This window comes from Candidatus Sodalis sp. SoCistrobi (genome assembly GCF_900143145.1).
In the GTDB taxonomy this organism is placed as follows: Bacteria; Pseudomonadota; Gammaproteobacteria; order Enterobacterales; family Enterobacteriaceae; genus SoCistrobi.
In genome coordinates this window covers 1-14,012 of record NZ_FRDB01000062.1, presented here as the reverse complement: position 1 = coordinate 14,012, position 14,012 = coordinate 1, and the positions used below count along the sequence as shown (strand labels likewise).

The window sequence follows — 14,012 nt, the reverse complement described above, 5'->3', positions numbered from 1 at the left end:
CTCACCGGGGTTTATAGGGGCTTTGGTAACAAAGTGCTCGCTGAAAGGCTGTAGGGCTTTGCAGCGCGGGGGAGGGGTGTGCGTCTCTAGTGGTACCGTTACCGGCTACGCCGGGCTTCGGCGGCATTTGAGAGTTGTGCAATATGATAGACCCTTTGCCGCCTTATCTTAAAAAGATCATAATTGCGCAATAGCATATATGTGTGCTTATATTAATTAACTGTAAATCTCAAGAAAAGGAAGGTTAGTATGAAAAACATAATCCTTATGCTTGTTTTGGCGAGCTCAACAGTTCTCGCTGAACCACTACATTTAGATACTTATAACCCTCAGGAAAACGGTATTTTCCCCGTTTCATCAACGCTGGTTTCCGGTCCCAAAGAAGCCATTCTCTTTGATGCTCAGTTTAGTGTCAAAGATGGCGAAAAACTGGTTGATATGATTAAAGCAAGTAAAAAAAAGCTCAAAGAAATTGTCATTACGTCAGGCGACCCGGATTTTTACTTTGGCCTGGAGCCTATCGTAAAAGCTTTTCCTGATGTCAGCGTGGTAGCAACACCCAAGGTTGTTGAGCATATCCGTACCACCAAGGACGCCAAGCTAAAATACTGGGCTCCCCAGATGAAAGACGGTGCACCAAAAGAATTAATTGTTCCTCAAATTACCACTAAAACACGATTTATCATTGATGGTGAAACACTTGAGTTACATCATCCAGAGCACTACGCTGCCTATGTCTGGCTCCCTACGAACAAAGCTATTATCGGGGGAACAGGTATTGCTTCTGGTATTCACGTCTGGACAGCAGATACTCAGACACCAGAAAACCGTGAATCTTGGCGACACATCCTTCATGAAATGCAAAATCTAAAGCCAAAACTGGTTATCCCCGGACATTATCTTGGTGAACAACCGGCGGGTGACCAGGCGATTGTTTTCACCTCAGACTATCTCAAAAAATTTGAAAAGGTGCTGAAAGACAATCATCATTCTACCGGCGTGATTAAGGCCATGAAATCGCTTTATCCCCAACTTGCTGAAGAAAGCTCTCTGGAGCTTGGGGCTAAAGTAAATACCGGCGAACTGAAATGGTGATTTTCCCTTCGTAGAATCGTTTTTTTAAGAGAAATTCATGTAACGCCAGAGAATGCCGATATCCTCAATGAATTGACTATAATTCCTCATAGACTTCTCACCATCTTTTTGACCGGCATCCCCTCCGCCGGTCTTTTCTATTTTTTCAGCTTCAGGATGTCACTATCGGTAAGACCGGTAAATTGCTTGACCGTTGTTGGGGCCATGCCGCCATCCAGCATTTGGCGAGCAATACTGAGTGCAGTCTGTTTTTGGCCTTCCCGAATGCCTTCTTGCCTACCTTCTTGCCTACCTTCTTGCTTCAGTGCTTCGGCAATGGTCATAAGCGCCTCCTCGTGTTTCTCTGCCCGTTTGGCTATCTCGGTAATGAACGTGCGTGGCGAAGCCGCATTACCCTCCTGGATAAGATAGTTCATCATCGTGATGACCTGCGTATCCGTATAATAATTGTACGACAGCAGTTTAACAATACTGTCCAGCAATTCCGTCATATCCCGGCGGCGAATGTGCTTCTGGATAAGCTCAAGCAGCGCCATGCGCCGGTGCTGCATGATGGCATCATCGTCGAGTGTGGTCACATCCGCCAGTCGGAACGGCTGGCTGTAAATCTTCGCCGCAATATCGGGCCGCTCAAAGCAGTCCAGCCAGTTGGTGCTGTACGGGTGCGGACTTTTTTCGCCGCAGTAGAACAGCACCGGAAAAACCAAAGGCAGTTTATCATGCCCGGCTTCCAGATGCCGCTGCATGGCCGCCATGCTGTAGCGCATCAATCGCCAAGCCATCAGTTTGTCGGGCGACGATTGGTGTTCGAGCACACAATAGACATAGCCGTCAGCACCTTTAGCGTTCACTGAATAGAGAATATCACTCTGGTAAGGCTTCATGTCCGGGTCGATAAACGTTTCCGATTCAGGCTTCAGGGTATCCCAGTCACACAGCGCCTTGATATCCTCAGGCAGCCAGATATCAAAGAAATCCTGCGCGGTGGCCTTGTCGTGAAGAAACTGCCTGAACACCGCATCATGGGGCGTGGGGGTGAATTTTTTACTCATGGCGTCGGCTCTGCCCCCTGTGGCGCGGTAGCGTCTGCTTCGGCTCGCCATTTTTCACGCTGCTCCTGGGCATAGGCTTTTTGCTTTTCAGTAATCTCGCCACAGGGCTGTCCGCTGAGGTCAAAACGGTGACCGCCGGCACACACTGCTTCCAGATAAACCGGCGTTTGGGTGTAGAACATCAGCGCAGCCCCGGCCTTGGCGCGGGTTAATTCGAGTTCACGTGCCTTGATGTCCTTATAAATATCTGCCGCAATGCCAATTTTGAGCGGCTTCGGTTGTTCGAGGCTGAAGAGTTGCGGCCAATGTGCCATCAAACCGGCGATCGCCTCCTGACCCCGGCGCAGCTTTTTCGCCCGGTTCCGTGCGATACGCTCTTCCCGGCTCAAGGGCTTGGGCGGCTCCTGTTTAGGCTTTGGCTCTTTGACCGGCTTCGGTGCTTTTGCCTTGGGCGGCTTCGCCGGTTTTGGCGGCGGTGGCGCGGGTTTGTTTGCGTGCTTCGGGTTCACAAAGATTTTCGGTTTTCGCTTGATAGTCAGCGTAGGACGTTTTTGTTCGGTCATGGGTGGCTATCCCTCTTTTGTTCATCCTCTCGCGGACGATGGTAGCAGAATGATGTCGATTACCGTTGGCCTGTGGTCAATAGCCGGGTGTGCTTTTAATCTAATGTATATTATTTATTATGCTATTTGTTTGGTGTCAGCATCACCGTATGGTATTGGCTGCCTGACGTTGCTAGATGTGTGATTAGCCCATGCTTTTTTATGTATCCATAAAAATATTTACCTGCCCCGTCACCCGTAATTCCAGTGCGTGAAGCTGTTTCCCTTTTTCGCTGTACGCGGCATTCAGCGCTGATTTTTCAACGGGCCCATTCCCAGTCGAAATGCACGAAATGAGCAATGTAAACTAATTGTGATTGTGAATTACTGTTGGTCGCTCGAGTCTATATAACTGCCAGCCCTCGTGCGCGCCAATAGGCTTCTGCGTCGCCTGAAATGCCTCAAGGTCAAAGGCGGCTTGGTAGGATAAAACCAAAGTTCAACGGCAGGACTTGCTCGCACAGCTCGCTGCGCCTACCTGCTGGAGGTTTTCCATTCTTGCAAAAAAGCATCAGCATCACTGTTAAGCCTTAAGATCAAAACGGGCTTCGTACGCCTTTTCGCCTAGGAATTTCATGCGTACGGCTCATTCAGCCAACAATATAATGTATGTTGATCGTATTTCGTGCATTTCATTTGGGAACTGGCCTTCCAAGATGCTGTTTCAGCTTTCCAGCGGGGCCTTGCTTTCGCCCTTTTTCCAGTAGCCACTCAATATCTACGGCGACGCTTTTGGGGAAGCGCTTTTGCTTCTGCCCCAGCTCCCAAATGAAATGCACGATAGATGATCTACATACACATATATTATGGTGTATGTAAAACCATCAAACATTGAATTTGAGTGAAATATTGCTAAATGAACAAGAAGCACCTTACATTTAATGACAGGTTTTACATCGAAAAGCGGCTTGCCGCTAACGCTTATCACCATGAAATAGCTCATGAGCTGGGCGTTCATCTCTCTACAATCAGACGGGAGATAAGAAGAAACACTGACCCAGAATTCAATGGACTCTATTCTGCTCGCAGGGCTCAATACCTATCCATAAAACGCCGCTCGGCTGCCTCAGTAGGTAAAGCATTCAGACAACTGACTCCTGAGATTAAAACTCATATCGCTGAGCGATTGGCCGTCCATACTTCGCCAGAAGTTATCAGTGGAGAACTGCGCAATACCAAAGAAATTTCGCCCAGTAAAAATACGATATACCGCTACATACAGCAGGACAAAGATGATGGAGGTGCGCTTTATCGCCTACTTCCCCATCGAGGAAAGCCCTACAAGCGGCAAAATACGAAGAGCACCCGTGTCGCAATAACAGACCGTATTGGCATTGAAGAGCGACCTTCTATTGCTGATGAGAAACAAGAGCCCGGTCATTTTGAAATTGATACAATCTTCGGAAAAGATCAAAATTCCTTCCTGCTTACTGTAGTCGACAAAGCAACAAAGTTTTTAATTATCAGAAAGTTATCAGACAAACGCGCAGAAACAGTCGTTGACGCATTTCGAGATATCCAGAATAATACGTTTTGTGAATTTAAAACTATTGTCTCTGACAATGGTGGGGAGTTTGCAGGACACAAAGAGATAGCAAAAATAACAGGTGCCAATTTCTACTTTGCCAACCCTTATCATTCTTGGGAACGCGGCCTGAATGAACATATAAATGGTTTGATTCGTCGTTTTTACCCAAAAGGGACAGATTTCAACCAAGTTAGCGAAGCAGAAATTGCTAAACTGGAGCATATTCTCAATGCTCGTGGAAGAAAATCGCTGGGTTATAAATCACCCAATTCTGTTTTCATGGAGTATTTAATGGCAGCGTAAAATCATTAACAATATTAGTAGTTCTATGCCCGTAAGGGCATGGAAGGCGCGAACTATGCTTACATGGGCGAACTGCAGGGTTAGGCGCGCCGCTGCGTGAGCGTAGCGAACATCCGATCTGCCATATTTTACGAAACTGCGCTTGCGCGCGCTGCAAAGCCGTTTTTCTTCAAAAGAGGTAGGAATTAATAATGATAATTAACAAAAGATATTAATTTATATTGCACTCTTCGTGCATTTCGCTTGGGAATGGGCCCTGTGCCTGAGCCAGCCAGCGAATAAGAAAGAGGTTTTCGGCGTATGGCGAACTCGCTACGCCATCCTCACGGGCAAAATGTAGGGCCACGAGCGCACAGAAAGCCAAATGGCTCAGGTCACTGGTGGTTTCTTTGGGGGAAATAGTTGTCAAAGTTAATGAATCTCAAAATAATCATTGTAATGCGTAGTATACGAAACAGATAAAAATTAGGTATCGGTGGTGTCATGTTTTTTTATTTTAACATGATGATTTTTAACTAAAAATAGTTTTATGAAAGGGTGGATTTTTTCAGGGAAAGGCGTAGAATTTATCACATAAACAGCTATGTTAAGCGCTGATAGCAAGAGTTCACACCTCTTACTACCAGCTAACCCAACACCTGAGATAACCAGGAGCCGGACTATGCCGAAGTCTACCTTCCGCGTGCTTGTCTGTGAAGCACGACCCGCACTGCTAGTATTGTTTGCCTGTTTTTCGCGCAATCTGACCCCGAGACAACGTACCGACCTCATGGAAATGGGTAGTGTCCTACGGGAGGCTCTATGACTGCGTTCGAGCCTGAGAGTTTTTTACCTTATCACAAGATTTTTCCTGAGCTTTCATCATCAGAACTTAAGGTCTTATCGCTTTACTGTTCAGGATTCAATCTACAGTTCATTGCTGAATACTTAGATATCAAAATAAATACAGTGCATGTTCATATGAAAAATGCCATGCACAAATACAATTCAACGTCATATTCAGAGTTGAAGGCATTTTTCTATTTTATTGTTATTGGTTACATTATTCAAAATGATAATGTTCGTGTGGAAATATCGAGGTATAAAAATTGAAATTTTTTTCGACCCCTAACCGATACGGTTATGGCCCTACCCAGAAAACGTAGGCATCATGGTTTCTCGGTAGCCTTTTTATCGGATAAGTAACAATAAAGTCATTTTTAAAGTAAGCGCAATTGCGTGCGGGATAATATTGCCTGAATTTAGGCTGTATCCCGGTGGATTCATTATTTGCTGATGTATTTTGGCACCTTGTGCGGTGCTGTGCGTATGCGCTCGTTTTCAGCACCCCGCTCTTTAACAATTGAGAACCTGCCAGCTATTGTGCAGAGAGCACGCTGCCGCATAGTAGACTATGGGGCTAATGAGAATGCGTTTAAAACAATAGCAAAAACAACATATTATATCGCTGATAGTGGCGGCCTCTACCGCCGCTATCAGCTAACCACCACAACCTGCATAAGAGGCTGCTATGGCTAGCTGTGATCTTACTCATCTTCCCGTCAGGCGGGAAGTCATAACTGTTTATTTTGAAAGAAATACTTTCGTAACGCTACTGGTGTCAATCCAGGGAAATAGTTTTCAACTGGAGGTGGCGCATGGCTAATTTCTTCGACTGGTTGGACGCCAAAAAAATCCTCTTTTCCCGTACGCCGGGTGGACAAACGTTGATTAGCGAGGATGTTGATCTTGCTGGTAGTGATATTCAGCGGCTACCGGATGAATTGTTGGTTGGCGGGCATCTGATTTTAAGAAATACCCCGCTGGCAATATTACCTATCGGATTGAACGTACTGGAAGATCTGGATTTGCGAAATACGTCGATAACCGCACTACCGCCGGATTTAAGCGTGGGTGGTGGACTGTTTCTTGAAAACACCCGAATTGTCTCTTTACCGGAGAATTTTCGCATCGAGGATTCCCTGGTCTTGGAAAATTCTCTCATTGCCTCGCTTCCCCGGAATTTATGGGTTGGCGGCTATCTTAATCTTCGTGGGACGGCGATTTCTTCCCTGCCGGAAGACTGGTATGTCGAGGGCCCCCTATTACTGGATGTAGAAAATATAGCCAGTCCTCTGGCTTGGCGGTATATCAAGCTTGCTGATTTGAACGCGGATGATCACCTGATGGGGGATTATTGTCTGGATACCTCATCCGTAGGTGATTTTTTTGATAAGGCTGATGATGAAGTTGTAGAAATTTTTGCCGTATGGGTGTCGGGGGAAATTCGTGTCTATGCCGGGCGTCATTATGGCATACCGCAAAAATTCATGGGGGACGATACCTCAGACACTTTTCAGCAGATCATCCGTGATTGCGTTGCAGAGCTTGAAGAGCGGCTATCTACTGACTGGCACTGATCCATCCGGGCATGGCCTTCTGGGGTGCACGGATGAGCCGCCACAGCATGAGTGTCAATCAATGCCTTCTGGCACCCCGGTCATGTCCTCGATAGTGGGGATTTCTATGAAAAGCCTTCTTAAGACCTTTGAAAAAAACAGCGTGCCCTGTGGCATTAAAGATAGCGGGGCGCGATATCGTTACGTGAATCCGGCAATGCGAGAGCTGCTGGCCCTGCCGGATGATTTTGTGATTTCAGGTTGTTCGGATTGCGATATACCACACCCTATTGCGCGGTATGCCTCCGTGATGTGGGAGGAAGAGCAACGTCTCTATAGTCAGGGTGAAAACATTTCGTTGTTGGTCCTGCTGCCGTTTGGGCGTAAAAATAGAATTCAGCCTTATATTTTCGACTCTATTCCTCATTATGATGAAAATGGCGATCTGTGTGGGGTGCTGTGTTATGCGCGGCCCTGCCGGTTCTTTTCAACGTTGCAATGCGTTGACGGTGAAATACCGCGCACGGCAAATATTATTACTGCCTATGGCATGTTTAGCGATAGAGAGCTAGAGATTGCTTTTTTTGTCTTATATGGCTTGAGCAGCAAGGAAATTGGGCGACGCCTTGGTATTTCTCATCGCACGGTTGAAAACAAGCTTCAGAATATTTATCAGAAGACGGGGGTTAACTCTTCCCGCCAGTTTAAACAATATTGCCAAGGTGTAGGGGCGGAGCGAAATATTCCAGCCCGTTTACTGAAGCTGGGCTGCTGGCCTATTCTCTATGAATGAGGTGGGTTGTTTATGTTTTTAGCTGCCGGGGAGACACTATTCTCCGGTTTTCTTTTATGTAACCAAGGAGTAATATTGATATGTACAATGATTCTTACCGGGCAAAGCGGACGCTTTATATTGGTGAGCCATTGCGGAAAACGCTTGACAGGATAGTGCTGGATATTGGTTACCATACAGGGCGGCCTATTGAAGTGGCTGAGTTTCTTCGTTTCTTGGTTGAAAAACACGGTGCGGAGGCGCGCGACAGGTTGAAAGAAATTTATGGGCCTGATCATGACTGATTCTGTCATTGTCTGACGTAGTGTTACCGCACCTTAACTTTTAATTCAAAGGACTAATCAATGAGTAGTTATAAGTTATATGGATTGTTCGTGGGGTTGACGGTAACCATCATGATAACGTGTGATACGCTGGTTTATAAAACATTAGATATCTATGGTTTTAAAATAACGGCAAGTGGAATTGTCTTTTCTCTTTGCTTTCTATTCTCCACAATTTTAACAGAAGTTTATGGTTATAAGCTTGGTAGTCGGGCTGTGTGGATAATGGTGTTTTGCCAAACGGTGTATGTTATAATACTGAATTTGGCGGCAATTACTCAAATTGAGAATAATGATATATCGAGAAATTATTATTCTCTTTATCATGAATTTTGGCGAGTCATGATAGGAACGTGGGTTTCTGTTCCTGTATCCTACTTCTTAAATGGTTTTGTCATTTCAAAAATGAAAATGCTTTTTATGGGGAGGTTGTTTTTTGTCCGGTATGTTACGGCATCAATGATAACTCAGGCGGCCTTACTTTTAACTGCGTATCCTATTAGTCTTTCCAGTAAGTATAGTGTTAATGAACTTGTCAATATCATTATTACAACATGGAGTTATAAGGTGATAATTTCTGTTTTTTTATTACCTGTAGCAATGTACTTAGCTCATAAAGTCAAGAGAATAGAAGGAACAGATCACTATGATTGGGGCGCTTCATACAATCCTCTCTCTGTATTTTCGGAAGTGAAAACGTCGCAGGAGGAAAACAAAAAATGAGAGTGTTGCAAATTTCAGATATTCACCTTTTGTCAAATAAAGATGAATGCCTTTTGTCCGTTCCTGTCTATACTAAATTTAGTAACACCATGAATTTTATTTTGGAAAATAAAAAGAGGTTAAGTATTGATTTCATCATTGTTACAGGTGATATTTCTCATGATGGAAGCCTATCATCATATGACTTATTCTTTGACTGGATGGAACGATTAAAATTGCCTTTTTCATTTATTCCAGGAAATCATGATAATAAAAAAGTACTTTTAAATCTGAATGATAGAGTGAGCTGTTTTTCTGATTTGGGTTCTTTAGGAGGGGATGATTGGTGTTTTCTGTCCATAGATAGTGTTGTGGATGGCGAGGATTTTGGCGTCATTAATCATGACGCACTGTCTAAGTTTGAAGTGTTATTAAAAAAAGATCCTTTTAGGAAAAAAGCATTGTTTTTACATCACCATTTACTTCCTGTTGGCACACCACTTGTTGATGTTTGTAATTTAAAAAATGCCAATGAATTATTGAGTTTGTGTAATAAATATGGTGTTAAATTCATTGGTTCTGGACATGCGCATACGCCATTTCAGGCAAAGATAAATGATGTTATTATTTCTGTCTCTCCTGCAATTTGTTTTCAGTGGGAAAATGGGACAGAAGATGTAAGCATTTTTAATGCGAGTGGATTTAATATTATTTCTTTTGATGAAGATGTTCATGTAGAAACGTATTTTATTTAATTATCTGAAGGATGTTGTTTTTTTTCATTTTCAGAGGCGTTTTTTTCATAAGCGCCTCTGAAATTTCACGGCCTGCATGTATTCCTTCTAAATATGCTATTTTTGACATGTCGCCATTGTTTATTTTGTTTATCAGTTCGTTGTTTTTTAGAATGTCTTTTCCTGATATTAATAACATGTCTGTGTTATTCGATATTTTATAAATACCATCTCTTCTTTCTTCAGTAATAAAATAAATGTCATTTTGCATTGCTTTTTTTTCTTCAATTTTACTTATATATATAATATCCTTGGGGTTTATCAAGTAGATGAAATTGCTTTCAATTATTTGTTTGTAACTTTTCTTTATATAGCTGTGCGTTCCATATTCCTTAAATGTATAAATTCCGGTCTTTATATTTATAGCACTATAATCTAGTGTGTAGCTATATTTTGGGTTGAAAATATGTTTTATTTTATCAAAAAAATCCATTGTTAATCCTTTGTTATTTCATGGTTTTTATTGTTTTGATCAAGACGCCAACGATAGTATAGTCCTTGAATTCTATCGTATTTCCATCTGATTCCATTGATGTTTTGGAGAAAAATAGACATTGATCTCCTATGAAAACACGTCGAAAGCATAAAGGGTAATCCTTTATTTTTACCAGAACCACATCACCATCATTGAAAGGTTCTTTTTCGGATACAATACATAGTGTACCACTCTCAAAAGAAGGTGATAATGAATTATTGGCAATCTCAATAGCGATTAATGAATCATCATCTGTATTTTCAACTTCAGTCGTATAGCTATTGGTTATGTTAATCCTTTTGTTGTAATAATTACCAAGATCATTGTATTTAAGTAGAGGCATTGTTTTGATGTTACCCGGAGGTGTTTTTATGGCCTCCATATCTATGTCTGTTAAGTTGCCCATTTTTACACCAAAGAAATCTGAAATTGATGAGAGTGTAGATATGGTGGGGTTTCCTACACCCCTCCTGAGATTGTTGATGGTTGCGATCCCAATGCCGGTTAATGTGCTGAGGCGTTGCGCATCAATCTCATGTTTTTTCATAAGGTAAATAAGATTTTTTCCTATTATTTTCAATGTCATATAGTTTTTTTCTGGTTGTGTGCTGTTCTGTTGTTGCATTATAAAATCTACCATTTATAATATATTAGAGATTAGAGTGGTTTTCCGCACCTCTTTTCTATCATAAGATCAGCTTGCCTACTATAGGGTGAGTGTTTTTTATCGTACTGGAACTTCCCTCGGGGTCGTCCTAGTGCGATAGCTTTTGTCTAAAGAGGAGTCTTTCTGATGAGTCGATGGATAGAGGGGTGGTATCTTCTTCGATGTAGGGAAAAAATGTGGCGAACAACCTTAAATACTCTCACAGAAGCAAAAATTGAAACATTCTGTCCGATAATATGTGAAGGACGACGAAGGAAAGACAAAAAAAACGTACTTAGGCATGTCAAGTCCCCCGTTTTTCCAGGATATATTTTTACCAGATTTAATCCAGAGTGCATCCATACTACCGCGATTTTAAATATTCCAGGCGCTATGAGATTTGTTCGTTTTGGCGAGTTTATTTCTGTTGTTCCAGATAGTGTTATTTATAAATTGCGTTGCGCTGAAATTCGTATATTGCACAGCGATGATATATCTTATGAATGCATGTATGTACCGGATGAAATTATTAATAAAATAATTGGTATTTATAGTTACGGTAATCCACAAATGCGAGTGTCCTTACTGAAGGAGCTTTTGTATTCGCCTAATAAATGGTTTGGGTTGAAAAAAAATGGAGGAAAGAAATGTCACCTAAAATAAAAGGGAAATATAATAATGTGTATATTCCCGCAGATCTTAGGGATTATCTGGAAAAAATAGTTGTTGAAATTGGCTATCGACGTGGTAGGCAGATATCCGCGTCTGCGGTCGTTCAGTATTTAATTGTGACATATGGTAATGATGTCAGAAAGCATTTCATTAGCCAGACGGATTATTCATGATTATGGGGAGTTATGCTATCAACAGCAACCTTTCTTGCTTTAGCGATGCAGTGCGCATCATCCATACACCCTGACACTGCTCTAGATGTGGCAAGGGTTGAATCAGGTTTTAATCCCTATGCCATTGGTATTGTCGGCCAGAAAAAGGGGATTTTCCCCAAAAATAAAGATGAAGCACTTTCTCATGTAAAACGATTAAAATCACAAGGAAAACGTTATTCTCTAGGACTCATGCAAATTACTAGCACCAATTTTTCAAAATATTATCTTACTGACGAACAATTATTCAATCCCTGCACCAATCTATCTGTGTTTGAAAAAATAATGACGGATTGCTATCAGCGCGGCGGCTCGCTGAAAAGGGCGCTCAGTTGTTATTACTCCGGCAATTTTACTACCGGACAGAAAGCAGAGCGCGATTTTCGGCAGACCAGCTATGTACAGCGCATTGGGTATATGGTGCCAAGTACCCGCACAGAAAGAAAAACAAAAATGGCTGATGAGGAGGAAATAACACCGCCTCCAGCCACATTTGAGTCCTGGGACGTTTTGCGCGAATACCCCAGGCAGGATGCACCAAACTCTCAACGACAACGTTTTGTACCTGATAATTCAACGGAGAACACGAATGAAAAGACGCAATCCCCCGGCTAATGTTATCGCCAGTCGTCTGACGCCTGGCGGCTACCTGACCTGCTGGTTGGCATTGATGTTTCTTGTGACGCCCTTAACTGCTCAGGCCGCCTGGTATGATCCCCTGGTCAAGTTTGCGCAGGAGTTCAGAACGGCCTTGATCATCATCGGTGGCGTGGTCGCCGTTAGCTCGCTGGTTTATGTCGGTGTCTGCTGGATTATTTCTCGAATGGCCGGAACGATGGACACGACCATGATGGACTATATGAAGCATGTTGGCGTCATTGGTGCGGTTGGTGGGGCTGTTTCCGCTGCAACCTGGGCTTACTCTCTTTGGGGCGGAGCCATTTCAGGATGAGTGAAGACGAAGAGGCGCTGACTTTCGAGACCCACAATGCCATGAGTCGCGTAGCGATGTTTTGTGGCATACCGCTTTTCCCTCTTATATTTCTGGTCATTGGGTTAGCTGTCAGTCTGTTTGCCGGGATTTATTTCTGGGGGTGGTGGGGACTTTGTCCGCCTGTTCCTTTTTTTCTCGCGATGATTGGATTGCGTATGATTTGTGAACGTGACGACAAGGCCATGCGCCGTTTCTTCTTTCATCGTCGCCGCTACTGGATGAACTGGAAATATGGCAGGCATTTACTGATCACCCCTCGTCATGGCAAGTGGAGAGAAAAATATGCGCGACGAATTATTAAAAAATACCTTCTCGCCGGAAAATCATAATGTTCCTTGGTTGGGACATCATGTTCACCCGCATGTTTGTACGCTGGGAACGGGGCACGTGCTTGCTTTGCTTCGTTTTAACGGCGTACCTTATGAAACGCGTGAGATGAAAATACTGAATCAGGAATTTTGCACGTTTAATAGCTGTTTGCAGGCGTTGGGAAAGCAGGAAGGGAATAATCTGATGCTGCAAACTTATACCTTTAAAACACGGATTTATCTGGATACGGTATATAAACTGGATTTGCCGATATTGCAGGATTTTGTCGATGTGTTTACTGAGCCGTTTCGTCATGGCGATTACCGAAAGGTAGGGTATGCAATGGCGCTCATCCTTAAATATCGTGATTTGGATGAGGGCATCGCACGTATGAATGATTTGCTCTCTCTTTGCCGGGAAATGCTCGTCGGATTTGGCGTCGAAGTCATGGCGATGGAGGAGAAAAATGATGGGAATATTTATTCGCAGATAGGGCGTTTTTATTCTTTTATGTTTAATGGCGTGGAGCGGCCCGTACCGATCACCGATACGCGGCTGGGTGATGTGGTGCTTGACGGTGAGACCGCGTTTGGTGCGTATGATTATGTTGAAAACCGTCCTTATCACGGGGTGACGCGTTTTGCTTCAACTTATGATCTTCGCGATTACCCGGATGAGTCGATACCAGGGATGTGGGATGAGGCGCTGGAGGAGCAGTATGATTTTTTGCTGGTACAAAACTTCCATTTTGAAGATCGCAACCGAATCAAACGGCGGCTTAAGGTTCAGACTTCCGATCTCGCCGCAACAGAAGGTGAATCCCGCCAGACGGATGCACTGCTTGATGCGGTACAGGCGGTAACACTGAATAACCCCGAGTTTATTAGAGAGTAATTTTGGCAATACTACGCCGCTTCCTCTGATGCTAATTGCAAAGCGTAATAGTTCATTTCGGCTTCAGTAGGAGGGATGTAACCCAGCCGCCCGAGCAGCCTTCTGTTGTTGTACCAGTCCACCCAGTCCAGCGTGGCCAACTCCACTTCCGTCCGGTTTTTCCAGCTCCCGCGGTGGATAACCTCCGTTTTGTACAACCCGTTGATACTCTCTGCCATCGCATTATCGTAGGAGTCGCCG

The 14,012-nt window shown here is 43.6% G+C and carries 18 protein-coding genes; 13 read left to right on the top strand and 5 right to left on the bottom strand.

From position 1 onward, the window contains the following. Nucleotides 1-249 precede the first annotated feature (249 nt). The gene (locus CINSTRO3249_RS06250; RefSeq protein WP_074012625.1) at nt 250-1,095 is read left to right on the top strand and encodes a Vmh family MBL fold metallo-hydrolase; all 846 of its coding nucleotides are present in this window, start codon (nt 250-252) and stop codon (nt 1,093-1,095) included. Nucleotides 1,096-1,232: 137 nt separating this feature from the next. Here CINSTRO3249_RS06250 and CINSTRO3249_RS06245 read toward each other — a convergent pair whose 3' ends face one another. Both CINSTRO3249_RS06245 and CINSTRO3249_RS06240 read right to left on the bottom strand, forming a co-directional pair. Next, nucleotides 1,233-2,147 carry an Rpn family recombination-promoting nuclease/putative transposase gene (locus tag CINSTRO3249_RS06245; protein ID WP_074012624.1) on the bottom strand — a complete coding sequence of 305 codons (915 nt, stop codon included), beginning with the start codon at nt 2,145-2,147 and terminating at the stop codon, nt 1,233-1,235. Next, the gene (locus CINSTRO3249_RS06240) at nt 2,144-2,710 is read right to left on the bottom strand and encodes a ProQ/FINO family protein (RefSeq protein WP_254304304.1); all 567 of its coding nucleotides are present in this window, start codon (nt 2,708-2,710) and stop codon (nt 2,144-2,146) included. Before CINSTRO3249_RS06240 ends, CINSTRO3249_RS06245 begins: the two co-directional genes overlap by 4 nt. An 895-nt stretch (nt 2,711-3,605) precedes the next feature. On the opposite strand from CINSTRO3249_RS06240, the gene CINSTRO3249_RS06225 reads away from it, so the two are divergent. The 7 genes from CINSTRO3249_RS06225 to CINSTRO3249_RS06190 all read left to right on the top strand — a co-directional run bounded on the left by CINSTRO3249_RS06225 (nt 3,606) and on the right by CINSTRO3249_RS06190 (nt 9,531). Further along, entirely contained in the window at nt 3,606-4,580 is a 975-nt protein-coding gene (locus CINSTRO3249_RS06225) for an IS30 family transposase (protein ID WP_074012621.1), read from the top strand. An 801-nt stretch (nt 4,581-5,381) separates the two neighbouring features. Beyond that, nucleotides 5,382-5,672 (top strand): helix-turn-helix transcriptional regulator, encoded by a 291-nt coding sequence (locus CINSTRO3249_RS17995; protein ID WP_074012619.1) that lies wholly within the window; start codon nt 5,382-5,384, stop codon nt 5,670-5,672. Between the two features lie 545 nt (nt 5,673-6,217). Next, complete coding sequence (locus CINSTRO3249_RS17145; protein WP_074012618.1) at nt 6,218-6,979, top strand: leucine-rich repeat domain-containing protein; 762 nt, start codon at nt 6,218-6,220, stop codon at nt 6,977-6,979. A gap of 106 nt (nt 6,980-7,085) precedes the next feature. Beyond that, nucleotides 7,086-7,751 (top strand): helix-turn-helix transcriptional regulator, encoded by a 666-nt coding sequence (locus tag CINSTRO3249_RS06205; protein ID WP_174249740.1) that lies wholly within the window; start codon nt 7,086-7,088, stop codon nt 7,749-7,751. Between the two features lie 80 nt (nt 7,752-7,831). Beyond that, nucleotides 7,832-8,035 carry a hypothetical protein gene (locus tag CINSTRO3249_RS06200; protein ID WP_074012616.1) on the top strand — a complete coding sequence of 68 codons (204 nt, stop codon included), beginning with the start codon at nt 7,832-7,834 and terminating at the stop codon, nt 8,033-8,035. Between the two features lie 90 nt (nt 8,036-8,125). Further along, entirely contained in the window at nt 8,126-8,797 is a 672-nt protein-coding gene (locus tag CINSTRO3249_RS06195) for a VUT family protein (protein ID WP_254304303.1), read from the top strand. Further along, a complete protein-coding gene (locus CINSTRO3249_RS06190; RefSeq protein ID WP_074012614.1) occupies nt 8,794-9,531 on the top strand; it encodes a metallophosphoesterase family protein in 738 nt (245 codons plus the stop codon). Before CINSTRO3249_RS06195 ends, CINSTRO3249_RS06190 begins: the two co-directional genes overlap by 4 nt. On the opposite strand, the gene CINSTRO3249_RS06185 is transcribed toward CINSTRO3249_RS06190, so the two are convergent. Together CINSTRO3249_RS06185 and CINSTRO3249_RS06180 are read right to left on the bottom strand one after the other, a co-directional pair. Continuing rightward, nucleotides 9,524-10,003 (bottom strand): hypothetical protein, encoded by a 480-nt coding sequence (locus CINSTRO3249_RS06185; RefSeq protein ID WP_074012613.1) that lies wholly within the window; start codon nt 10,001-10,003, stop codon nt 9,524-9,526. The two genes, CINSTRO3249_RS06190 and CINSTRO3249_RS06185, sit on opposite strands and share 8 nt — an antisense overlap. A 13-nt stretch (nt 10,004-10,016) precedes the next feature. Then, nucleotides 10,017-10,685 (bottom strand): helix-turn-helix domain-containing protein, encoded by a 669-nt coding sequence (locus CINSTRO3249_RS06180; protein WP_084790129.1) that lies wholly within the window; start codon nt 10,683-10,685, stop codon nt 10,017-10,019. A gap of 153 nt (nt 10,686-10,838) precedes the next feature. On the opposite strand from CINSTRO3249_RS06180, the gene CINSTRO3249_RS06175 reads away from it, so the two are divergent. From CINSTRO3249_RS06175 to CINSTRO3249_RS06150, 5 genes are all read left to right on the top strand, one after another. Then, nucleotides 10,839-11,354 (top strand): transcription termination/antitermination NusG family protein, encoded by a 516-nt coding sequence (locus tag CINSTRO3249_RS06175; RefSeq protein WP_074012612.1) that lies wholly within the window; start codon nt 10,839-10,841, stop codon nt 11,352-11,354. 194 nt (nt 11,355-11,548) lie between these two features. Next, nucleotides 11,549-12,190 carry a lytic transglycosylase domain-containing protein gene (locus CINSTRO3249_RS06165; protein WP_074012610.1) on the top strand — a complete coding sequence of 214 codons (642 nt, stop codon included), beginning with the start codon at nt 11,549-11,551 and terminating at the stop codon, nt 12,188-12,190. Continuing rightward, complete coding sequence (locus CINSTRO3249_RS06160) at nt 12,165-12,527, top strand: hypothetical protein (RefSeq protein ID WP_074012609.1); 363 nt, start codon at nt 12,165-12,167, stop codon at nt 12,525-12,527. Before CINSTRO3249_RS06165 ends, CINSTRO3249_RS06160 begins: the two co-directional genes overlap by 26 nt. Beyond that, nucleotides 12,524-12,898, top strand: coding sequence for a VirB3 family type IV secretion system protein (locus tag CINSTRO3249_RS06155; protein WP_074012608.1), 375 nt, complete (start codon nt 12,524-12,526; stop codon nt 12,896-12,898). The genes CINSTRO3249_RS06160 and CINSTRO3249_RS06155 overlap by 4 nt, the downstream gene beginning before the upstream one ends. Continuing rightward, nucleotides 12,852-13,772, top strand: a complete 921-nt coding sequence (locus CINSTRO3249_RS06150) for a VirB4 family type IV secretion/conjugal transfer ATPase (protein ID WP_084790127.1) — start codon at nt 12,852-12,854, stop codon at nt 13,770-13,772. The genes CINSTRO3249_RS06155 and CINSTRO3249_RS06150 overlap by 47 nt, the downstream gene beginning before the upstream one ends. A gap of 11 nt (nt 13,773-13,783) precedes the next feature. Here CINSTRO3249_RS06150 and CINSTRO3249_RS06145 read toward each other — a convergent pair. Next, on the bottom strand, nt 13,784-14,012 hold a 229-nt coding region (locus CINSTRO3249_RS06145), incomplete at its 5' end, for an integrase core domain-containing protein (protein ID WP_143146879.1).

Excerpts from the sequence above, each read along its gene's own strand:
- CINSTRO3249_RS06160 (WP_074012609.1), top strand. The coding sequence starts at position 12,165 with ATGAAAAGACGCAATCCCCCGGCTAATGTTATCGCCAGTCGTCTGACG.
- CINSTRO3249_RS06165 (WP_074012610.1), top strand. The coding sequence starts at position 11,549 with ATGCTATCAACAGCAACCTTTCTTGCTTTAGCGATGCAGTGCGCATCA.
- CINSTRO3249_RS06245 (WP_074012624.1), bottom strand. The coding sequence starts at position 2,147 with ATGAGTAAAAAATTCACCCCCACGCCCCATGATGCGGTGTTCAGGCAG.
- CINSTRO3249_RS06185 (WP_074012613.1), bottom strand. The coding sequence starts at position 10,003 with ATGGATTTTTTTGATAAAATAAAACATATTTTCAACCCAAAATATAGC.
- CINSTRO3249_RS06240 (WP_254304304.1), bottom strand. The coding sequence starts at position 2,710 with ATGACCGAACAAAAACGTCCTACGCTGACTATCAAGCGAAAACCGAAA.
- CINSTRO3249_RS06205 (WP_174249740.1), top strand. The coding sequence starts at position 7,086 with ATGAAAAGCCTTCTTAAGACCTTTGAAAAAAACAGCGTGCCCTGTGGC.
- CINSTRO3249_RS06225 (WP_074012621.1), top strand. The coding sequence starts at position 3,606 with ATGAACAAGAAGCACCTTACATTTAATGACAGGTTTTACATCGAAAAG.
- CINSTRO3249_RS06190 (WP_074012614.1), top strand. The coding sequence starts at position 8,794 with ATGAGAGTGTTGCAAATTTCAGATATTCACCTTTTGTCAAATAAAGAT.
- CINSTRO3249_RS17145 (WP_074012618.1), top strand. The coding sequence starts at position 6,218 with ATGGCTAATTTCTTCGACTGGTTGGACGCCAAAAAAATCCTCTTTTCC.
- CINSTRO3249_RS06200 (WP_074012616.1), top strand. The coding sequence starts at position 7,832 with ATGTACAATGATTCTTACCGGGCAAAGCGGACGCTTTATATTGGTGAG.
- CINSTRO3249_RS06180 (WP_084790129.1), bottom strand. The coding sequence starts at position 10,685 with ATGGTAGATTTTATAATGCAACAACAGAACAGCACACAACCAGAAAAA.
- CINSTRO3249_RS06150 (WP_084790127.1), top strand. The coding sequence starts at position 12,852 with ATGCGCGACGAATTATTAAAAAATACCTTCTCGCCGGAAAATCATAAT.
- CINSTRO3249_RS06250 (WP_074012625.1), top strand. The coding sequence starts at position 250 with ATGAAAAACATAATCCTTATGCTTGTTTTGGCGAGCTCAACAGTTCTC.
- CINSTRO3249_RS17995 (WP_074012619.1), top strand. The coding sequence starts at position 5,382 with ATGACTGCGTTCGAGCCTGAGAGTTTTTTACCTTATCACAAGATTTTT.
- CINSTRO3249_RS06155 (WP_074012608.1), top strand. The coding sequence starts at position 12,524 with ATGAGTGAAGACGAAGAGGCGCTGACTTTCGAGACCCACAATGCCATG.
- CINSTRO3249_RS06175 (WP_074012612.1), top strand. The coding sequence starts at position 10,839 with ATGAGTCGATGGATAGAGGGGTGGTATCTTCTTCGATGTAGGGAAAAA.